Source organism: uncultured Fibrella sp., assembly GCF_964250085.1.
In the GTDB taxonomy this organism is placed as follows: domain Bacteria; phylum Bacteroidota; class Bacteroidia; order Cytophagales; family Spirosomataceae; genus Fibrella.
Map to the genome: position 1 here is coordinate 226,648 of NZ_CAXUEC010000005.1, position 20,434 is coordinate 247,081.

The 20,434-nt window shown below is 53.4% G+C and carries 16 protein-coding genes; 7 read left to right on the forward strand and 9 right to left on the reverse strand.

What is annotated here, in order from left to right:
- The first annotated feature begins 65 nt into the window (after nt 1-65).
- Nucleotides 66-533 (forward strand): RidA family protein, encoded by a 468-nt coding sequence (locus ACFE8Q_RS17840; protein WP_375446782.1) that lies wholly within the window; start codon nt 66-68, stop codon nt 531-533.
- A gap of 47 nt (nt 534-580) precedes the next feature.
- Here the strand turns inward: ACFE8Q_RS17840 and ACFE8Q_RS17845 are convergent, their stop codons facing one another.
- Complete coding sequence (locus ACFE8Q_RS17845; protein ID WP_375446783.1) at nt 581-1,864, reverse strand: hypothetical protein; 1,284 nt, start codon at nt 1,862-1,864, stop codon at nt 581-583.
- A gap of 163 nt (nt 1,865-2,027) precedes the next feature.
- Entirely contained in the window at nt 2,028-2,834 is an 807-nt protein-coding gene (locus ACFE8Q_RS17850; RefSeq protein WP_375446784.1) for a hypothetical protein, read from the reverse strand.
- A 221-nt stretch (nt 2,835-3,055) separates the two neighbouring features.
- Here ACFE8Q_RS17850 and ACFE8Q_RS17855 point away from each other — a divergent pair, with 221 nt between their 5' ends.
- Together ACFE8Q_RS17855 and ACFE8Q_RS17860 are read left to right on the forward strand one after the other, a co-directional pair.
- A complete protein-coding gene (locus tag ACFE8Q_RS17855) occupies nt 3,056-4,276 on the forward strand; it encodes an arabinogalactan endo-beta-1,4-galactanase (RefSeq protein WP_375446785.1) in 1,221 nt (406 codons plus the stop codon).
- Nucleotides 4,277-4,320: 44 nt separating this feature from the next.
- Nucleotides 4,321-6,948, forward strand: a complete 2,628-nt coding sequence (locus ACFE8Q_RS17860; protein ID WP_375446786.1) for a membrane or secreted protein — start codon at nt 4,321-4,323, stop codon at nt 6,946-6,948.
- A gap of 83 nt (nt 6,949-7,031) precedes the next feature.
- Here the strand turns inward: ACFE8Q_RS17860 and ACFE8Q_RS17865 are convergent, their stop codons facing one another.
- The gene (locus ACFE8Q_RS17865) at nt 7,032-7,874 is read right to left on the reverse strand and encodes an SDR family oxidoreductase (RefSeq protein ID WP_375446787.1); all 843 of its coding nucleotides are present in this window, start codon (nt 7,872-7,874) and stop codon (nt 7,032-7,034) included.
- 105 nt (nt 7,875-7,979) lie between these two features.
- On the opposite strand from ACFE8Q_RS17865, the gene ACFE8Q_RS17870 reads away from it, so the two are divergent.
- The 3 genes from ACFE8Q_RS17870 to ACFE8Q_RS17880 all read left to right on the forward strand — a co-directional run bounded on the left by ACFE8Q_RS17870 (nt 7,980) and on the right by ACFE8Q_RS17880 (nt 9,868).
- A complete protein-coding gene (locus ACFE8Q_RS17870) occupies nt 7,980-8,573 on the forward strand; it encodes an NAD(P)H-dependent oxidoreductase (protein WP_375446788.1) in 594 nt (197 codons plus the stop codon).
- Between the two features lie 193 nt (nt 8,574-8,766).
- Entirely contained in the window at nt 8,767-9,243 is a 477-nt protein-coding gene (locus ACFE8Q_RS17875) for a DoxX family membrane protein (RefSeq protein ID WP_375446789.1), read from the forward strand.
- Nucleotides 9,244-9,319: 76 nt separating this feature from the next.
- Entirely contained in the window at nt 9,320-9,868 is a 549-nt protein-coding gene (locus tag ACFE8Q_RS17880; RefSeq protein WP_375446790.1) for a DoxX family membrane protein, read from the forward strand.
- 77 nt (nt 9,869-9,945) lie between these two features.
- On the opposite strand, the gene ACFE8Q_RS17885 is transcribed toward ACFE8Q_RS17880, so the two are convergent.
- The 4 genes from ACFE8Q_RS17885 to ACFE8Q_RS17900 all read right to left on the reverse strand — a co-directional run bounded on the left by ACFE8Q_RS17885 (nt 9,946) and on the right by ACFE8Q_RS17900 (nt 16,800).
- On the reverse strand, nt 9,946-11,097 hold the full coding sequence (locus tag ACFE8Q_RS17885; protein WP_375446791.1) for a cysteine desulfurase family protein: 1,152 nt from the start codon (nt 11,095-11,097) through the stop codon (nt 9,946-9,948).
- A gap of 147 nt (nt 11,098-11,244) precedes the next feature.
- Complete coding sequence (locus ACFE8Q_RS17890; protein WP_375446792.1) at nt 11,245-12,561, reverse strand: esterase-like activity of phytase family protein; 1,317 nt, start codon at nt 12,559-12,561, stop codon at nt 11,245-11,247.
- 158 nt (nt 12,562-12,719) lie between these two features.
- Nucleotides 12,720-14,825, reverse strand: coding sequence for a hypothetical protein (locus ACFE8Q_RS17895; RefSeq protein ID WP_375446793.1), 2,106 nt, complete (start codon nt 14,823-14,825; stop codon nt 12,720-12,722).
- A 64-nt stretch (nt 14,826-14,889) separates the two neighbouring features.
- A complete protein-coding gene (locus tag ACFE8Q_RS17900) occupies nt 14,890-16,800 on the reverse strand; it encodes a prolyl oligopeptidase family serine peptidase (protein ID WP_375446794.1) in 1,911 nt (636 codons plus the stop codon).
- A gap of 167 nt (nt 16,801-16,967) precedes the next feature.
- Between ACFE8Q_RS17900 and ACFE8Q_RS17905 the strand changes: the two genes are divergently transcribed.
- A complete protein-coding gene (locus ACFE8Q_RS17905) occupies nt 16,968-17,540 on the forward strand; it encodes a pentapeptide repeat-containing protein (protein WP_375446795.1) in 573 nt (190 codons plus the stop codon).
- Nucleotides 17,541-17,564: 24 nt separating this feature from the next.
- Here ACFE8Q_RS17905 and ACFE8Q_RS17910 read toward each other — a convergent pair whose 3' ends face one another.
- Together ACFE8Q_RS17910 and ACFE8Q_RS17915 are read right to left on the reverse strand one after the other, a co-directional pair.
- Entirely contained in the window at nt 17,565-18,983 is a 1,419-nt protein-coding gene (locus ACFE8Q_RS17910; protein ID WP_375446796.1) for a DUF418 domain-containing protein, read from the reverse strand.
- Nucleotides 18,984-18,997: 14 nt separating this feature from the next.
- Complete coding sequence (locus ACFE8Q_RS17915; RefSeq protein WP_375446797.1) at nt 18,998-20,383, reverse strand: DUF418 domain-containing protein; 1,386 nt, start codon at nt 20,381-20,383, stop codon at nt 18,998-19,000.
- Nucleotides 20,384-20,434: the final 51 nt, after the last annotated feature.

Consider the following 20,434-nt stretch of genomic DNA (forward strand, 5'->3'; position numbering starts at 1 on the left):
GGCAACTTGCTGATTGCTCATGAATTGGCAAAGTAGCCGTAAAACCGACAAATTACTCCTATAACATGTCAACCGCTGATCAGAATTTCGACGCCCTTAACCTTGAATTACCCCCCGCCCCAACGCCTAAAGGTGTGTATAAGCCCGCGCTCATCGTTGGCAACTTTATCTATGTATCGGGCCACGGCCCTTACCTCCCCGACAACAGCCTGATGACGGGTCGAATTGGGTTGGAGGTGGATATTGAGTTTGGCATTGCCGCCGCCCAGCAAACTGGCCTCGCCATTTTAGCAACGCTGAAAGCCGCATTGGGTAGCCTGAACCGGGTAAAACGGGTGGTGAAAGTGCTGGGCATGGTCAACGCCGTCGATAGCTTTCAGGAGCATCCCAAAGTCATTAACGGCTGTAGCGAGTTATTTGCCAAAATCTGGGGCGACGAGAATGGTATCGGTGTGCGGAGCGCCGTTGGTATGGGCTCACTGCCAACCAACATTTCGGTGGAAATCGAAGCCATGTTCGAGCTGGAATTGTAGATACGCTTTTCAGAAAAAGGTGGCTGAAAGCCAGACTCAAATACGGTCTATTTTGACCATATCGTAAGGCCAGGCGAGTTTTTCACAACAAAAACGTACTGAAAATAATCGGTGGTTACAGTTGGTGCCAATGTGTATGGACTCACTTTGGTGCCGGTTATACCGCCGGTTTTCACCAACCGAAGCGTTTGACGGTAGGGAGAATCGGGCGCATCGAGCTTAAACAGCGTTAGCTGATTAGCAGGACTAAGGTCATCGACATCGCTAAAGTTATCCACTTTGAATACGTTACTGTCGGCATTCAGGGCTTCGGTGTAGCAAAAGGTTTTACTGCCTTTACGCAAAAAAAACGGCAGGTGTTTCCGGTGAATCAGCATTTTACTGTCTTTGAAAAGTGTAGCTACCGTAACAACCCGACGCCCTGATTTAGCCAACAGCCCCGAGAACGTGGCTGATTTTCCGGTGCCGGCTTGTAAAATGTGCGCGTAGCCCCACAGACCATACAGTTTTTCGCGCGCCAGACCCATCGTTTTCGTCATAAACTGCGTCATGCGAAGGGCTACTTCGTCGCGGGTCAACTTATCATCGGCGCATACTAATAGCTCAAAAAACAATCGAACCGATAACAATTTATCTCCCAACAGTTGCTGATATACAGTTTCGTTGGCGGCAATGTCGGCCCGGATACGTTTGGTAAACGGCTGCGCTTTAAGCAGATTAAAGCTGTCACTCAGCACCACCAAACGCAGGCTGTCGACGAGAGGCCGTCCTGAAACAGGCTGGTTTATAGCCTGCATACTGTTTTTCAAGAGTGAGCAGGCAAACGCACCACGATCCTGAAACCAATCCACGCCGAGAAACCGAATCTGGAGGCTATCCGGGCGGGTTTTGTTGTAGGCCCTGATCGCAACCAGCTTGTTATAAAACTCCTGGTTCCCCCACTGCGACGTACCTGCGTTTGTTTGACGAAGGAAACCCTGAAACAGCGAATCGAGCAGTATGGTGTCGCCAACTTCCAGGTACTGATTGACCAGCGTTGCCTGGCCGAAGTCCATTTCGGCCAGGTAATACCGAAGCCCAACGCGCTGATTCAGGTGTTTGAGCAGGTCGAGGTCAATCGTTTGTGGAGCCGCGTAGCCATGCACTTCACCCAGCAGGAAGACGTCGTTCTGATAGAATGCCGAGTCGAACAAACTATAACTGGTATGTTGTCCTGGCTGGTATGAGATGGCATTTTTGCTCAGGTACGTTCTGAAATCCTGGGCACTGGCCGGATGAACGTATACCCAATTGGTGACCAGCAATATGATGAGTAGTGAGCTAATTCTCATGGGGGGGTAGCGGTTTATCGGGATAAACATAAAACGCCACGCACCTGAACTCTTAAAAAATGGGCTGTTTAGCAAGGTTTGGGGTGATTGGAAAGGCTTTAGTAAAGGGATCAGGGCACCTATAAGCAGAGCCCCAATCCCTTAATCCCCTAATCGACCAACCTTAGGGAAACGTGATGCGCCAGTAGTTGCTCCGTTCCCGGTAAGCCTGAATATCCCAGTTGCCAGGAACGGGAACACCATCCATGTAGGCTGGCCGCCAGTTCGATTCATTTTCGTGCCAGCGCGGCATATCCTGAATCACTCTCCTGACGGCCGCCACTAGCCTGGGGTTCGTACGCCCAACGCCCATATTCACATTAATAACCTGACCTACTTCATTGATAGTCAAGCCCATTGTAAGGATCATCGATTGGTTGCCGTCAAATAAAGTCTGTAAATTTTTCTCCAGGTACGTTTTCAACTCCTTGGGATTACCCGTGAATTTTACGTTCTGGTAAAAAGGCTCACAGGCTTGCTCATGTCCCTCGGGGTCGTAGCACAGGCTCTTCTTCAGGTTACCGTTCTTGTAGAGCTCCCTCCTTTTTATAGCCCCGTCATTATAGTACACGATGAAAGGGCCATTGAGGACATTCATATTATAATCGCAGGATAGATACAGCTTTCCATCCCCATAAAACAGCTTGGATGGCCCATGCCTGACGGCGTATATCCCGAACTGTAACCCCTGGTCGAGCATTTTGTAGTTATCGACCCGATATAGTGTACTATCTTTCAGGTACGTATCCACAATGAATATATCCTTTCGTTTTCCGATGTACGTTATCCGCTCATAATACTCGTTATGATTCTGGTACTCCACGGATGAATAGTCTGAATTGTCGACTGTAGACTGCGCGCTAACAAACTGCACCAGTATCAACAGCGGTAGCAGGATAATCGTCGTCTTAATGTGGATTGAAAAGATCATCTTTCGGATGAGTTGAAACGAAAATCAAAGTACAGACTTTACAGTAAAGTAACTAGCCGCTCATATAGTTTTAGCGGGTGTTAGCTAAAGGCAAAGTTCATAGATTACCACTGCGCTGGAGCACCGGAGTAACTTCATTCATTGCGCAGCCAGTTTACCTTTGCCGATTAACCGGTTGCCCGGCCACACTCGTACCAAAACCCTATATCCAACAAAACCACATGAAAATCAATGGCTTGAGCATCGCTCTGGCGATCTTATCGCTTGTTACCTTCAATCGGTGTAAGCAACAGGATACCGTAGCCGCCACACCCGGCGGGCCCACATCAACCACGGTCGTATCGACCACGCAGGCGGCTGGCTTTCAGTTTGGGGCCGACCTATCTTATGTGAACCAGATTCTGGATCATGGCGGCCTGTACATGGATCAGAACGAAGTGCGGAGCCCGTACCGCATCCTGAAAGACCAGGGCGCTACCGTGGCCCGATTTCGGCTCTGGCATACGCCGACCTGGACCAAAACGGTGTACGGCACGGCCGGTACGCAACTCTATAATGACCTTGCTGACGTAGAAAAAAGCATTCGCCTGGCCAGGGAGCAAGGGCTGCTGGTCAACCTCGATATTCACTATTCAGATGTGTGGGCCGACCCGGCCCGGCAGGACGTACCTACCTCCTGGACGGCCATCAAGACCATCGACGTACTGGCCGATTCGGTGTATCAATATACGCTGGGTACGTTGCTGCGGCTGAACAGCAAGGGACTGATGCCCGATATGGTCCAGATCGGTAACGAGATTAACTGCGGCATGCTCTACGGCAACGTACCCGCCAGTTTTCCGGCTTGTAACGCCTGTAAAAATCAATGGAGTCAACTGGGCCAGGTGATCAATAGCGGCATTCGGGCAGTACGCACTGCCTCGGCCAGTTCAGTCACCAAACCGAAGGTTTTGCTGCATGTGGCCGACCCGAAAAATGTGGAGTGGTGGTTCGACAACATAAAGACCCAGGGCAACGTGACCGATTTCGATGTGGTCGGTTTCTCCTATTATCCACTCTGGCACACCACCATACCGGTCGACAGGCTATCGGGAAGTGTAGCCCAGTTTAAAAGCAAGTATGGCAAACAGGTGATGATGCTGGAAACCGCCTACCCGTGGAGCACCGGCTACAACGACACCTATGCCAACCAATTTGGGTCGCAAACACCCATTGCAGGTTACCCGTTTACGCAACAGGGCCAGTTGGATCTACTAAAACTACTGACGCAGCAGATGAAAGATGGCGGCGGGTCGGGCATCATGTACTGGGAGCCCGCCTGGATTACATCCAGCATGAAAGACCTGTACGGAACCGGTTCGTCGTGGGAAAACGCTACGCTCTTCGACTTCAGCGGCAAACCAACGACGGGCATGGCGTACATGAAACAGGCGTACAAATAACAATTCAGCTCACTACACGGCTGGTGCCGTGCAAGACTTTAGCCATGCAACAACGACTGATCAATCCACTCATGCACGTACGAATTACCTTTTACGCCTCGCTCCTGCTCACACTAGTGGGTACGTCCCTTTTTGCGCAGAAATCAGCCGATGTCTATGTCGACAAAGCGGGCGTATTACGCTGGGGGACAGCCGGTGGGCAAACGCCTGGCTCGGAGGTGCAGGGCTTTGGCACCAATTATACCGCTCCGTTTGCCCACGCCTACCGCACCGCCAAACGAATGGGCATTCCGCTCGAAAAAGCCATCGATAACGACGTGTATCACTTCGCCCGGCTGGGGTTCGATTCGTATCGCGTTCACGTCTGGGATACCGAGATCAGTGATACGTTGGGCAATCTGCTCGATAATGAGCACCTGAAACTGTTCGATTACCTGTTGAAGCAGTTGAAGGACCGGGGCATCAAATTCGTGATCACGCCTATTGCTTACTGGGACAACGGCTACCCCGAACCAGGCGACAAAACACCGAGTTTTTCTACTAAATATGGCAAAGAAGCCTGCCTGACCAATCCCGACGCCATTAAAGCGCAGGAGAATTACCTCTACCAGTTCCTGAATCACGTCAATCCATATACGGGTGTCGCCTACAAAAATGAACCCGATCTGATCCTGTTTGAGGTCAGTAACGAGCCACACCACGGTGGTACGGCCGCCGACGTGACGACCTTCATCAACCGGATGGTGTCCTCTATGCGGCGGACGGGCTGCAAAAAGCCCATTTTCTACAATATCAGCCACAGTATTCACCTCGTCGACGGGTATGTCAACGCCAACATTCAGGGCGGCACGTTCCAGTGGTATCCAACGGGGCTGGGTGCGCAGCATGAACTACGCGGCAACCTGTTGCCCAACGCAGACCGGTACGACATTCCGTTCGCCAACAATCCTGCGTTCAGAAAGATGGGCAAGATCGTCTACGAGTTCGATGCGGCCGATGTGGGGCGTTCGTACATCTATCCGGCGCTGGCCCGCAGTTTTCGGGAAGCCGGCATGCAGTTGGCGCATCAGTTTGCCTACGACCCTACGTTTATGGCGGCCGCCAATACCGAGTACAATACCCACTTCATGAACCTGGCCTATGCGCCCCAGAAAGCCCTGAGCCTGATGCTGGCGGCGGCAGTGTTTCACCGGGTGCCGATGTATAAAAAGTACGGCGCTTTTCCACTCGATACAGCCTTTGACGCATTCAGGGTCAGTTACCAAAAAGACCTGGCTGAGCTGGTGACGGATAAGCAGTTTATCTACACCAACACCACCAAAGCCACGCTGCCCGCGCCCGACAAACTGGAACAGATTGCTGGCTTCGGCAACTCATCAGTTGTTACCTACGGCGGAAAAGGCGCGTATTTCATCGACCGGATCGAGCCGGGCGTGTGGCGGCTTGAAGTGATGCCCGATGCCATCTGGGTGCAGAATATATTTGGCCGCAACAGCCCGAAAAAAGAGAACGCCGTTATCAACTGGCGGGCCTGGCCAATGACCATCAACCTGCCCGATCTGGGTGCCGACTTCAGCGTTCAGCCAATGAACGAAGGCAATACGGGAAGCGGAAAATCGGCGGGCAACAGCCTCATCGTTTCGCCGGGAACGTACCTGCTCATCCGACAGGGTGTAACCACCAGACTAACCGGTGCCAGTCGCTGGAAGAACATCCGGCTTGGTGAGTTCACCGCGCCCGCAACATCCCTGAAAAAGACATATGTGCTCCATCAGCCTGTGCCCGAAGCTACGGCTGGCCAACCGCTGAAACTGGAAGCCAGCATTGTGTCGGTCAATGAACCCGACGCGGTCGGGGTGTATGTAACGGGCACTAACTTCTGGAACCAGAAAATAAAGCTGGAGAAGCAGGATGGCTACACCTACGCCGCTACCATTCCCGACCAGTACCTGCGCGAAGGCGCTATCCGCTACTACCTGACGGTGACCGAAAAAGGCCAAACCACCACGTACCCGGCGGGCCTGAACACCGCACCAACCGACTGGGATTTTTACGGCGAATCGCCTTATCAGGTACGTGTCGTGGCTAAATCGACGCCCATCACATTGTTCAACGCCCGCACCGATGCCGATCAGGTGAGCCGGACCTACCTTCCGGGCTCCGGCGTGATGCCAACAACCGAAGCCGGACAGGATGAACTGCGAATCAACGTCGACAAGCTCGCCACCACCGACCCCGAAGACAAAAAATCGCTGCCGGTCTACGATTACTCGATGCGCTACAATTTCACCCCGCACATTGCCGGTCGCCGCGCCGACCTGGGTACGTTCCAGAAGCTGGTTTTTCGCGGCCGGGCCCTCAACAACAAGCCCTGCACGGTGCAACTGGCCCTGATTTCGCGCGACGGCTCGATCTACGGCGGTACGGTTTTGATTGAACCAGCATCAGGTACGTATAGCTTGCCGCTGAGCCAGTTAAAGCCGGTCAGCTTCGTAACCTTGCCCCGACCCTATCCGTCGTTCCTTCCTTATTTCATCAACACAAATACCAGCGGTAAAGCGCTGAACCTGACGGACATCGAAACCCTGCAACTCTCTATCGGGCCAGGTATTCCAACCGGTCAATTGACTGAAAAACAGGGAGTAGGCATCGTTAGTGTGACGTTAGAATAGGTTTTATTTGGCTGAGTAGTGCTCCCATATCTCCAGGATATGGCAGCACTACTCAGCCAAATAAAACTTGTTAAATGGGCACGTTACAAACCAACCATCTCGGCGCTCATATCCCAGAGGCGTTTGGCGTAGAAGTTGTTCTGCGCGTCTTTGGTTGGCGTTTTCGGCTTGCTATCGTCAAAATATAGGCCCGTTACGTGATGTACCTGAGGCGATGAGGCGAGGTAGATGCTGGTGGCAGCACCCTGCTCGGGCGTTTTCAGAAACGGACGAGCCAAGCTGAGGACAGCCCCAAAAATAGCCCCGGATTCGGCCGCAAAATTGGTACTGACCGTTCCGGGATGTAAACTGTTCGACGTGATGCCATCATCGAGCAGCCGATCGGATAGCTCCCTGGCAAACAAAATGTTACAGAGCTTCGATTTACCATACGCCTTCATGGAGCCATATGATTTTGGTCGGGCCAGTTCATCGAGGCGGAACGTACCCGCCACCCGATGTGCTTCCGACGAAACCGTTACCACACGAGCGTCCTGCCCCTTTCGCAGCAAATCGAGCAGCAGGTTGGTGAGCAGGAATGCACCAAGGTGATTGGTAGCAAACGTGAGTTCGTAGCCGTCGGGCGAATACTGTTCTTTCTGGATGTACAGGCCCGCATTATTGACCAGCACGTCGATGTGGTCGTAGCGGTCCTGAATTTGGTTGGCGGCGGCCCGCACCGAAGCAATACTGGCCACGTTGCACTGCATCAGGTCGATATCGACTGTCGGGTTGGTCGCCTGAATTTCCTGTTGAACGGGGCGGGCTTTGTCAAGATTGCGGCAGAGCATAACGATGCTGAAGCCTTTTCGGGCCAGTTCCTGCGCCGTGATTTTACCAATACCCGAGTTTGCCCCGGTAATAACGCAGATGCGTGATGCTGCCATGCTGATTTTTAGTTAACGTATGGCAGGTAAACTATCTGGCTGATACAGTGGTTCTGCAAACGACAACGCCGGGCTTTTCCCGGCGCTCCCGAACATCAGTCCATTATGAAAATTGCCATTATTTCAACCTCGCCACGGGCAAACAGCAATACGCTTCGTTTCTGCAAATTCATCCAGCATGTGTTGGAGGAAAGTGGTCAGCACGAGGTGACGATCATTGATTTTGTTAACTACGACCTGCCATTTGTGGGTACAGCCTGGGTAAAACCAGACACGCTGACTCTTTTTCAACAGACGCTTGTCACGGCCTGGGGCGACGCAGATGTGGTCTTTTTTGCCTCACCCGAATACAACTGGACAGCTACGCCACAGATCATCAACGCTTTCAACACACTGGGCGGACCAGCTTTCAAGCACCTGTTTGAGAACAAAGTGTTTGCTATGGCGGGTACGTCCAACGGGCGGGGTGGCCGGCAACCCGCGCTGGATATGACCACCGTGCTGAACAAAGTGATCAGTTTTACCAATAGCTACTCGGTTGTTTCGCCGAAGATTTACGAATCGCACGAAACAGATAAAAACCTGGATGCCGATGGCCTGTTCATTGGTCACGAAGTATACGACCGTACCGCCCGCGCCTTCATCGACTACACGCTGATTGTTGCCCAACGGTGGCATGGCGTTACGGTAGACGCATAGGCACCTAAGCTCGATGCTGGTGATGCGCCGCTTACTTACCATTTTATAAGATTTGGCCACATGTGAGTGTATTACATGCCAGCGATTAAAATTTCAGAAAACATTATTTAATGGAACCGAACAAAGCGTAAATCCTTTATTAAGTCTACTTCATAAGTATAGTAGACTACAGTTCGAATCCATGAAGGTGTTAATGAATTTTTTTAATCGCTTTGACCAGCTCGATACAACGGTAAATCGGTGGCTGGTCGAAAACAGTAGTACGCTATTACGCATCTGCACGGGCGTCGTTTTTCTGGAATTCGGCCTGATCAAGTTTTTTTACGGCAGCAGTCCCGTCGAGGGTCTGGCTACATACGTACTCACGGGTGGTCTGTTAACCGGCGGTACAGCTACGCACCTTGTCGCTCTTCTGGAATGTATCACGGGCGCATGCTTTTTGAGTAGCCGTTCTATACGCCTGGTAATCTGGCTATTAGGCATTCAACTCCTGGGGGCTTTGGTCCCTTTTGTATTCTTCTCAAACGAGTTGATTCTCTCGCTATTCAATACGCCCACGTTGGTGGTCCAGTACATGCTTACCGAAATAGTGCTGGTAGCCACTGGCCTGTTCATTGCCGTTAACTGGAACAAAACCGGTTTGGGTCAGAGAAAGCCTGGACTAGCCTAAAAGCGTAGCAGGCAACGGGCGATAAATCGTTTAGTCTACTTTGTGCGTAGGTGAGGTGAACAAATCAATCAACGCTATGAGTACGCTGAACAACCTCTTCGATCGCTTCGATCGGCTTGATACCGCCCTGAATCGCTGGCTGGTCAACAACAGTATCGCGCTGTTACGTAGTTGCATGGGTATCGTGTTTCTAGGCTTTGGCATGCTGAAGTTTTTTCCCGGAATCAGCCCCATCGAAGACCTGGCCACGCGTACTACGGCCGTTCTGACGTTCGGCCTGTTATCGGGTCATTCTGCCATGAATTTCGTGGCTGCCCTAGAGTGCATCATCGGCATAAGCTTCCTCACTGGCCGTTTTCTGCGGATTGGGGTCTGGCTAATGGCTGCTCAAATGATTGGTGCCATGTCGCCGCTTATACTTTTTCCGGCTGAACTGTTCAATACGCCCATGCATGCGCCAACCCTGGCCGCTCAGTATATCATTAAGGACATTATTTTGGTAGCCGCAGGCATGGTTATCGCCGCCACCTGGACGGGTGCCCGCATTGTGGCCGAACCCGTAACGTTCCGGTCGTCGCTACGCAGGCGGATTCCCAGGATCCATCGGCATTTGCAACCCGCTTAACGAACACATAGCAAAAGCTACGTCGGCTACCTAATTTAGTAGCTGGCGTAGCTTTACGCTATTGATAGTCAGCTATTTTACGCCTTCACAGCGTACATTTCGGCTACTTTCGAGACGGCGAAGTCCACCTCGTCGGCCGTGTTGTACTTACCAAACGAAAAGCGGATATTTCCCCGGTCAGGGTCGAGACCCGGCAACGCACCCAGCACATGCGACCCCACATCTGAACCACTCGAACAGGCTGAACCGCCCGACACGGAGATACCGGCAATGTCGAGATTGAACAGCAGCATATCGCTCATGTCGGTGGCAGGCAGGCTCACGCTCAGCACCGTATACAGGCTCTTGTCCAGATCAGCCGAATCACCGTTGAAACGCACCCCGTCGATACTGGCCCGAAGCTGGTCGATCATGCGTTGTTTCAGATTTTCGATATGCCGCCGGTGCTCGTCCATCTCGGCGTAGGCAATTTCGAGTGCTTTGGCCAGGCCCACAATGCCGTATACGTTCTCGGTGCCGCCACGCCGGTTCCGCTCCTGCGAGCCGCCGTGAATGAACGGATGAATAGACGGCCGCTCGGTAGGACGGGCATACAGAAACCCAACGCCTTTAGGACCGTGAAATTTATGGGCGGCACCAACCAGAAAATCGACTTTTAGCGACTGCACATCGTGTTGATAGTGGCCCATCGTCTGCACCGTATCCGAATGCCAGACAGCGCCGTATTCCCGACACAAGTCACCAACCAGATTCATATCCAGCAGGTTACCAATCTCGTTATTGCCATGCATCAGCGACACCAGCGAGTTGGGATTTGCTTTCAGTAACGTACCCAGTTGGTCGTAGTCCAGGCGGCCGTGTTCGTCGACGTTCAGGAGGCTCAGTTTTATTTTGCCCGTTTTGGCCAGGTACTCCAGCGTGTGCAGCACCGCATGGTGTTCCAGCGGCGAGCTGATGGCGTGGGTAATGCCATACGTATCGATGCTGCCGCAGATGGCTGTATTATCAGCTTCCGTCCCGCCCGAGGTAAAGAAGATTTCGGCAGGGGCTGCATTCAGGAAAGACGCCACCGTTTTGCGCGCTTTTTCAATGGCCGAACGCACCACGCGGCCATGCCCGTGAATCGACGAAGGGTTACCAAAGTTGTCCTGCATCAGGGGCAGCATGGCCTCCAGCACAACAGGATCGAGCCGGGTGGTGGCGGCATTATCAAAATAAACGCGTTGCATAGGTCGTGTAAGAATCGTTCGGCAAAAGTACGAACACCCTACCGACTAACCGCAAAATCAGGTAACCAGGTTCAGATTCAGCCTCGTTACCCGCTAAAATCGACCGCCTCCCAGTAATGACAGGCGGTCGATTTTATGAATTCATGGTTACTTCACGGGTACTTTCAGTACGATAAAGTAGACCCGGTTTTTATCGATCGTGTTGGTAGCGGGCAAAATTTTTGCCACATACGTACCTACGCCGCCAATGCCAAAATCATCATCGTTGGAAACAGCCAGTAGCGTTGGCGTAATCAACGCCATTCCCTCCGCTTTGTCGTGCGGATAAACCGGCGAAATTTCGGTTGCCAGATCGAGGGCCAGCGACTTGCTTACCGGCACAATCCCGTTGGCCTGCAAAGCGGCCCCCGTTTTCAGTTCTTCCACCGTTTTGCCAGCGTACAGTTTTCCATTTGCGCCGTTGTTTGGATCGGAAATGTCGGTTGCTCCAGTCAGGTCAATCTTATACACTCGCTTGAACAAGGTGCCTTTCGTAGCATCTGTGCCATATTCACCATCACGTTCGAGAACCAGAAACGTGGTGTTGGTAATAGCCGTAATCTCGCTATTGGCCTGAAGGTTAGCCCGTTCGATAAGGTAGACATACTGTTTGGTTGCGCCGGTGGCAATATCGAACGTAAGAATCCGGGTGACCAGCGAACCAGCTACAGCAGCCGTACTGGGGTTATACAGCGGGAACTGCATAATGCCCACGAGCGTCTTACCATCGGGGGTGAGCGTCAGGCCTTCCATACCCCGGTTGGGTCGACGGGTGGCGAACACCATCGGAATTTTGCGCCCGCCAGTACCGCTGCCAAATGGGTTAATGCGCTCGATCGTGTTGCCATTTGCATCGAAGTGAACCAGGTGAGGCCCATACTCGTCACTGATCCAGAACGAGCCATCGGCTGCTACCGCCATCCCTTCCGAATCGATACCGTCGACACTGGTACCCAGGTTATTGCCCGACAGGTCAAGGGCTGTCTCACCCGTCCCGCCCTGATTGACGGGATTAGGCAGTCCGTTGAGTTTACCCCCCGCACTGTTTTTCAGTTCAATGATCTTTTCCAGAATCATCTGGCCATTCTTAACCCGGAATTTGCCAATCTGCGGCACGAAACCAGGCACCGCAAACACTTTGGAGTTCGTTACTGTGCCGTCGATGTTGGGCCCTCGGTCGGTCAGCATAAAAAAGGCACCCGGATCGTTGGGGTCAGCAGCAATGGCCGAGCCAAACCCACCATTGTATACCTGCACACCATTTACCGTCGCCAGCACATTGGGCAGAAATGTGTTCGGGTTTATAGCGTCAACAACAGCCGGAAAACCCGGTTCGGGCGATAAACGGTGGTCTATGCAGGAGGCAACAACCAGGCTAACAACAAGCCCAGCCACTACAGATTGACGAAGGGAGCGATTTTTCATTCAGATGAACAGATCATGAAGTAGATATGACTACAAAAGTCGGCCTCATATGTTACCTCAACATCAAGAAACCGCCCCCATTTGTAACTGGATTGTTAAGCTTAGGCAGTACACTCTCTACACAATCAAGCTGCTACCGGCTATAAGCTGATCATTTTTCATTCCATTCCCGGGTTTCTCAGGGCAGGCACACGACGGAGATCATCGGAGGCCAGCCGTTTCAGATGCCCCGTGAGCAGCGTTTTCAACTCATCATCGGGGCAGTATGTATGGGCCAGTCTGAACGCCTGCACTGCTTCCCGACGCGCCCCCCGACTGGCGTACAGATTACCCAATTCCCAATCGACAAAAAATACCTTCGGATTTAACTTCACCGCCTCCGCTATGTAGCGAATGGCTTTGGCCGTGTCGGGTTTGCTTTCCACATACAGCGCCTTAAAGCCTTGCCCCGACAGCCAGGAGGCCCGCAGATCGGGCAACCGGAATGTACCTCTGAACACCAGCAGGTTACCCATTCGGGCTACGGGTGTTGCTTTTTGAAACACCAAATAATCGTCGTTATACAGGTTGGGCGTCAGCTTATGCGTCGACGTTATGATGGTGCCGGTAATGTGATCTAACTGAAACAGCAGGCTATCCTGATTCGACTTTTCGCCAATCCAGTGCATCTGATGCCGCTGCTTTTCGGCTCGTGACATACCATACCAGATAAATGGTTTTTCGCCGGTTGGCTGCACCTGCTTTTTGTAATACTGCGTCAATTCCTTCGACCGCTGAAACAGGTCAACGCCTTCATCATTGAAGTACCGGTGGCTATTGGCCGACCCACCCGCCAGTTCGTTAAAGTATTCCCAGGGCCGCACCACTGGCAATGCCGATACCAGTGCCGCAAGCATCGCCATAGCCACAACGCCCCTAACCCACCCGGACGGGTTTTGCAACGCATAGTTCACGGCCAGCGCACCCAGCACTGCCAGCAGCGGCAGCAACGACAAGGCGTGCCGAACACCGCCGTAGGTAGACCCGCGCGCCAGTGCCAGCCAGAAAAGACCGGCCAGCAAGGCTAGTCCAGCCAACGGCAGTAACGCGGTGCGCGGCAATCGCCTGAGCAACAACAGCACCAGGCCAGCCAGCGTCAACAAAAGTAATCCGATAGGCAGTTTGGCGCCCCAGATACCGGGTGCATAATAGAACGGTGCCCGGTTGAAGGTCAGCTTACCAAAGGCAAAGGCCGAGCCAGCCCGCCCCTCTACTCCCGCCCTGATCGTGTCGGCTAGGCCCCAGATATACGAGGCCGGAGCCAGGTGCCAGTTGGCCATGCCGTGGAGCAGTGCTTTGTACAGCGGCGACCGTATGTCGTCGATCTTTGTTGCCAGCGGACGGTTGAAGAACTCACCCACCTCAATGCTATCGCGGTAGCGGAACCCGTAGAAACCCCAGAGAACCACCAGTGCGCCACCGAGTACCAGAGCCACCAGACCAAGCCGCCGCAGATAACCCGCAACCCTTCCCCGATTCGCCGCTACAGCGACGGATAACCCTGGCCCAGCAAAAGTCAGAACGACGCCAAACAGGCCGATTGCCACGACCGTAATAATAGCCGAATGTTTGGCCGCCAGCGTAAAGCCCAGGCAAACGGCCAGTAGCGCAAGATCACTGGCCCGCCACGACCGGAAAGCCACCACCGCCGCCAGTATGGACGTACCTGACAGGAGCGCCACGGGCAGATCGGTCATGACCACCGGCAGATGAGCCGCCACCGTAGGGTCGATCATCAGAAAAGCCAGCGTTGCCAGTGCCACAACCGGCCCCAGTACCCGACGCACCATCAGCGTAAAGGCCAGCAATAAGAGGCCATTCAGTGCAAACATGGCCGCGCGGGCCTGCTGCTGAATCGCATCCGGGTTATTTTTCAGGTATACCTCTTCTTCGGCAAACTTCCGCTCATCCGTTTTGTCCTGCAACGGCCGGAACGTACCCGGCTTATAGCCATTCAGCCACACCACTTCGCCCACCCAAAGTTTGGTCAGCGGCGGATGCTCCGGGTTAATACGAAACGAACCGGTTTTTACGTACGAAACCCCCGCCATGATGTGGTACGCTTCATCGAACGTATAACTATCCAGTCGCGTAGCCCAGTTCGACCGCACGATCCCGCCCGAGATCAGGGCCAGCGCAACCAGCCAGAAAAACAGCGGTTTTCGACTAAAGGCCCGACGCGGCTGAGCGACAACTCCCCTGTCAGCTAATCCTGGTACTAGCATAACAATGAACCCGTTAACGGTGTGGAAGGTAAATGCACTTCTGTTTTCAGGTAGACACAGCACCTTACCGCAGTGCTGTATCTTTTCCCAGCAGGTATTTATCCAGAAATGTCCGAATAGCCTGATAGGCGACGATTTCGTTTTCCTTTTTTACAAACCCGTGCCCCTCATCGGCAAACGTAACGTACTCGACCGGGACGCCGTTTTTTCGCACGTTAGCCACTATCTCGTCCGACTCTACCTTCAGCACACGCGGGTCGTTAGCCCCCTGAATCACGATCAGCGGTTTCTTGATTCGCTGTGTATGAAACAGCGGCGATTTGTTGTACAGCGCCAGCGAATCCTTTTCAGGATGGCCAATTTCCTTGAACATGGCATCACGTTGTGGGCCCCACCAGGCAGGCATAGATTTGAGCGTACGCAGCCAGTTGGCTACCCCGAAAATATCGACGCCCACCGCAAAATCGTCGGGCGTGAAGGTCAGTCCGGCCAGCGTCATGTAGCCACCGTATGAACCGCCCATGATGCCAATTTTGTCGGGAATAACGTACCCGGTAGCCGTTAGAAACTTCTTCGATTCCACGCAGTCGCGCAGGTCGGCGTCACCGTGTTTACGGTCATCGGCGGCGAAGAACGTTTTGCCATACCCGGATGACCCCCGGTTATTGACCGCCAGCAGCACGTACCCATTGTTGACCAGATACTGCACCAGCGGCGAATAATTCAAGCGCGTTTGACCACCCGGCCCGCCGTGAATCATCAGAACAGCCGGGCGCTTATTTGTGGGCGACGCATCTTTAGGCTTGTAAAGCAGGGCCGGAATCTCCATCCCGTCGAAGGATTTATACCGGATCACTTCGCCCGTTACCAGATCGGCCGGATCGATTTCGGGGTTGAGTCCCTGCACCAGCGATGTCGCCTTTTTCGTGGTAAAATCGTAGCTGAACAGCGTAGCGGGCGCGTTCGAGCTATTCACAAAAAACAGTATTCGCTGTTCACTATCGCCAATGGTTACGCCCGTTATGTCACCGGTTGGTAGGCCAGCCATTGCCACCGCCTGCCCGTTGCGCGTATCGATCAGCTTCAGCTCAGTGCGAGCGTCGTTATTGACCGACACCACCCGGTAGCGCCCTTTATACGAATAATAATCGGCCGAAATATCCCAGTTAGCCTTGTCGAGGGGCTCGCTTTTCCCACTTTTCAGATCGTAGGCCGTTACATAGGCAAACTCGCTGCCCGCATCGGTACGGATAAGCAGCTTCCTGCCATCGGGGCTAAATCCTTCCGGACTGTTGGCGACCTCGCCTTCGTGGGCCGTCAGCAGTTTAGTTTCTTTTGTCTGCGTGTCATACAACGCAACGTCGCTGTTGGTTGTGGTCACCACTTTGCTGAGGGCAACGTACCTGCGGTCGGGCGAGACATCGCCGGGGAAATAACCGCCCGGATTTTCGTACATCATTCGGGGCTTCATCGTGGCCAGGTCCATCTCAAACACATCGAATGCCGCCTTATTGCGGGCATTCGACTGGTAGTAAAAGCTTTTCCGGTCGTGGCTCAAGCCCGCGTATTGGTACTTGGCATCGGGGCCGGGCGTAAGGTCAGTTACGGCACCGTCGCGCTCGCGCAGGTAGATATGCGTCAGCTCGTTGCCTCCCTGATCGGCGGCGTAAAGAATACGACCGTCGGGCAGGTAGCCGAGCGTAAACAGTGATTCTTTCTTGGAGAACGTCAGTTGTTTGGGTTGCCCGCCTGCAAACGGCACTTCGTAGAGATTGAAAATACCATCCTGATTCGAGCTAAACAGCACCGTTTTCTCGTCGGGCGAGAGATCCGCCCCGTTAAAACGGATCGTTTTCATAAACTGCTCGATGGTGTACTGACGAACCGCTTTCACCGGCGGATCACCAGCCACCGACGGAGCAACGTACCCGATACTCAACAGCGCAATAACAGGCACTAAACGTAGCGACTTCATAGGATAACAGTAGTAGGATGAACGAGTTAACTAACTTTCAGTAATCTACTAAATGACGTATTGCCAGTCACCACCAATTTCGTAAGCGGTCAGCGTCATACAGGGCTGGCGCCCTGTATGACGCTGACTAACTTTGCTCAGCAAACGTCACCCCTTTCAGCAACCAGATGGCCGACCTATTTCTCGTCAACGAACAGTTCGAAAACACCAATTACACGAAGAGCAACCTACCAACCGGCGAGTATGAGCTTTGTCGATTCATCGGCTGCGACTTCACTAAATCTGATTTATCAAACACTATTTTTTATGATTGTGAATTCATTGATTGTCAGCTAAGTGGCGTAAAGCTGACAAAAACGGCACTGCGTGATGTTCGCTTTCGCAATTGTAAAGCCGAGAGCCTGCACTTCGAGCATTGCAATGATTTCCTGTTTGCCGTCAGCTTCGATACCTGCGTGTTGACAAAGTCGTCGTTTTACAAGCAGAAGATCAGGAACACGACCTTCAGAAAGTCGATTCTACACGAAGTCGACTTCATGGGTGCCGACCTGACCGGCACTGACTTCGACGAATGCGACCTGCGCCGCGCCGCGTTCGAGAATACCATTCTGGAAAAAGCCGATTTCAGAACCGCCTACAATTACTCCCTCGACCCTGACGTAAATCGCCTGGCTAAAGCGAAGTTTTCACTTTCCGGCGTGGCTGGCTTACTGGTTAAATACGATATTGAGATTGAGTAGTATTGCTTTAAAAAAGCAACATCCCTACCCCAACGCTACCTCACTGAGCACTGGCTTTTCGGCCGGGCGGCGCATGGGTTGCGGACTCCAGTAGGTCAGGCTGCGCCAGAGCCATTCGAACGGGCCAAACCGGAAGTATGTCAGCCAGATCGGCGAGATAATCAGTTGGACTATCCAGACGCTGAAGACGACGTAGTAGAGCTGGTAGTAGGCCAGTTTGCCGTAGTTACCCAGGCCGTATCCGTAGAAGAAAAGGGAACACACAATGCTGTGGGTCAGGTAGTTGGTAAACGCCATCTGTCCAACTGCCGTCAGTGCCCGCATGAGCCACGGCACCAGTTGCGAGCGATATACGAGCATCAGCAAACTTGCATGACCCAGCGCCAGTAACGCCCTTCGCAGATCATAAAGCGCATTGGGCGACACCCGGTACGTGTCAACGGCCAGGGCTGGATTCAGGTACGTTATGGCCGTGTGCTGCACGTAAAACCAACTGATGGGCAACCCGATACCGTAGCCAATCAGCAGGATCGTCTTGTACGTATCGGTCGGTAATTTATTGCTGAAGAAGCCCAGGCCAAGTAGCGCCATGCCCAGAAACATCATGCCCAGCATATCCCAGGCACCGTGGTACACGTACCAGATTTCGCTCCCCGCATTGTTGGGTAGCATGTGTTTAAACACCGAGGCGTAGTTGCCCCGCATCTCGCTCAGCGCTTTGGCGTCGGCTTTGGGGTCGGGCTTGGCGCGGGCCTCGATCCGCTCCCAGTTTGCCTTTTGTTCGAGTTGTTTCGCCGACGGTTTTTTACCCGCTTTTTCGAGCTTCGTTGCCTGCAAATAGCCCGACCGGGCCTCGCGCATCTGGCCCTGCCAGCCTTCATTTTTCACCACGCCAATAAGCATACAGGTCACTGCTACGCCAATCAGCCAGGCAGGTTTGAGCTTGCGAAACGGGTACAGCAACATGCCCATCAGGCCGTACATAAACAGGATGTCGCCCTGCCAAAGCAGGATATACGCATCGAACAGGCCGAAAAGAACCAGCCACATCAACCGCCGGTAGTAGTATTCCACCACCGAGGGGCCATCGGCCATTTCTGGTTTGTTGGTGGCAAAAAGCACCATTCCCGCTCCAAACAGCATGGAAAACAGCGCACGCATGGTGCCCTCGAAAGCCGTTCCGACAAAGGCAAACGCAAAATAATCGCGGCTTCCGGGGTCTTTCACCACCGCTGGCATGCCTGTTTCGAGGTAGCCAAATAGCGGAATGTTCATCATCAGGATACCCAGCAGGGCCATTCCCCGCACCAGATCCACGGTCTGGATGCGATCGGCGGCGCTTACGGGACGAGGTGCCTGCGTGTGTGCAGTAGCGACCGGCGGCGCAAAGGCCTGATCCATAGCCGTTTCGTCGGCTGGGTACGTTGGTAAGGGAGTAGTCATCAGAAGAGGTCGGTTTAGGATAAAACAGGCGTTGACGTAGCCAAACGAATCGGTTGCCTGCGGTTGTAGGTCAGCGATTTCCAGAGCCACTCCGCAGGTCCCAGTTGGAAACGGCGCAACCAGACCGTGCTGAATATGAGTTGAAACAGCCAGATCTCGGCCACGACCAGGTAGAGGTACTGCAGCCGGATGCTGCCGAAATAGCTCATGCCGTAGCCATAGAAAAAGAACGTGCAAAGCGCCGCCTGCAACAGGAAATTGGTCAGCGGCATCTGCCCAACGGCACCCAGCGCCCGACTCAGCAATCCTGCCCGGCCAGCCTGGTATAGCCCGATCACCAGCGACGCCCAGCCTACTGCCGCAAATGCCCGTTCGATGGGCTGCACCAGATCGGCCAGCGGCAACGTACCTGAACTGATGAGTTTGGGATAATCGACAATGGCCGCTTCGTAGGTCGGCAACGACAGCCAGGCCACCGCCTGACTGACCACTAATCCACCCAACGCGATGGCGGCGTATTGGCCGGTCGAGAATCGATTCGTGAAGAAACCCCAGCGAAACAGGGCCATGCCAAGTAGCATCAGCGAGGCGATGTCCCAGATTTTTCGCTGGTAAAACTGCCAGGCCTGATCATACTGAAACCTCGGCACCAGAAAGTCCCAGACATCGCTGTAGGCGGCCGAGCGGGTGGTGGCAATGGCTTTGGTGTCTTTTTCCTTGTCATACGCGATACCCTTCACCATGCCCTCCCAGGCCGATTTATCACCTTTCTGCTCGTCGGTGAGCTTCACTTTTTTGTTCTTTTTTTCCAGCGCAACCACCTTCTGATATTTAGTGAATTTCTCCCGTTGTTCGGTATAGTTCCAGTAGCCTTTTCCACTGAAAAAGAGCCCGGTAACGATGGCCGCAATCAGAAAGCCCCGCGCCGACAGCCGTTGTAACGGAAACATGAACACCGCCACGATGCCATAATGAAACAGGATATCGACGGGCGAGAGCAGGATGAACGCGTTGACGATGCCGAACACCAGCAACCAGAGGCTTCCCCGGATATATAGCTCCGGTATGGCGTAGCCTGCCGTTGTTTTGGGCCTGGCCAGAAACGGCAGCAGGCCGACGCCAACCACCAGTGCAAGCAACGGAGCCATCGCGTTATCGAGCAGCAGGTGCGTCCACTTCAGCAACTGATAATTGCCCCCATGCGGCCCCCGCCACAATTGCGTCGCCTGCGCCTGGGTAAGCCCGAAAGCGCGGATGCTCACCAGCAGCAGCCCCAGTAAGGCTACCCCCAGCAGCACGTGTCTGACCGTGAGCCGTGGCCCGGCATCGGGTTGCGTATAGTCCCGTTGAGCCTCCGGCAGCGAGGCCGGTTCAACAGCATAATCGGTTTTATTTTCCATGAAAAAAGAGATTGGCGAGAGGAACGGTTAATTAAGGATAAACCTATGAAA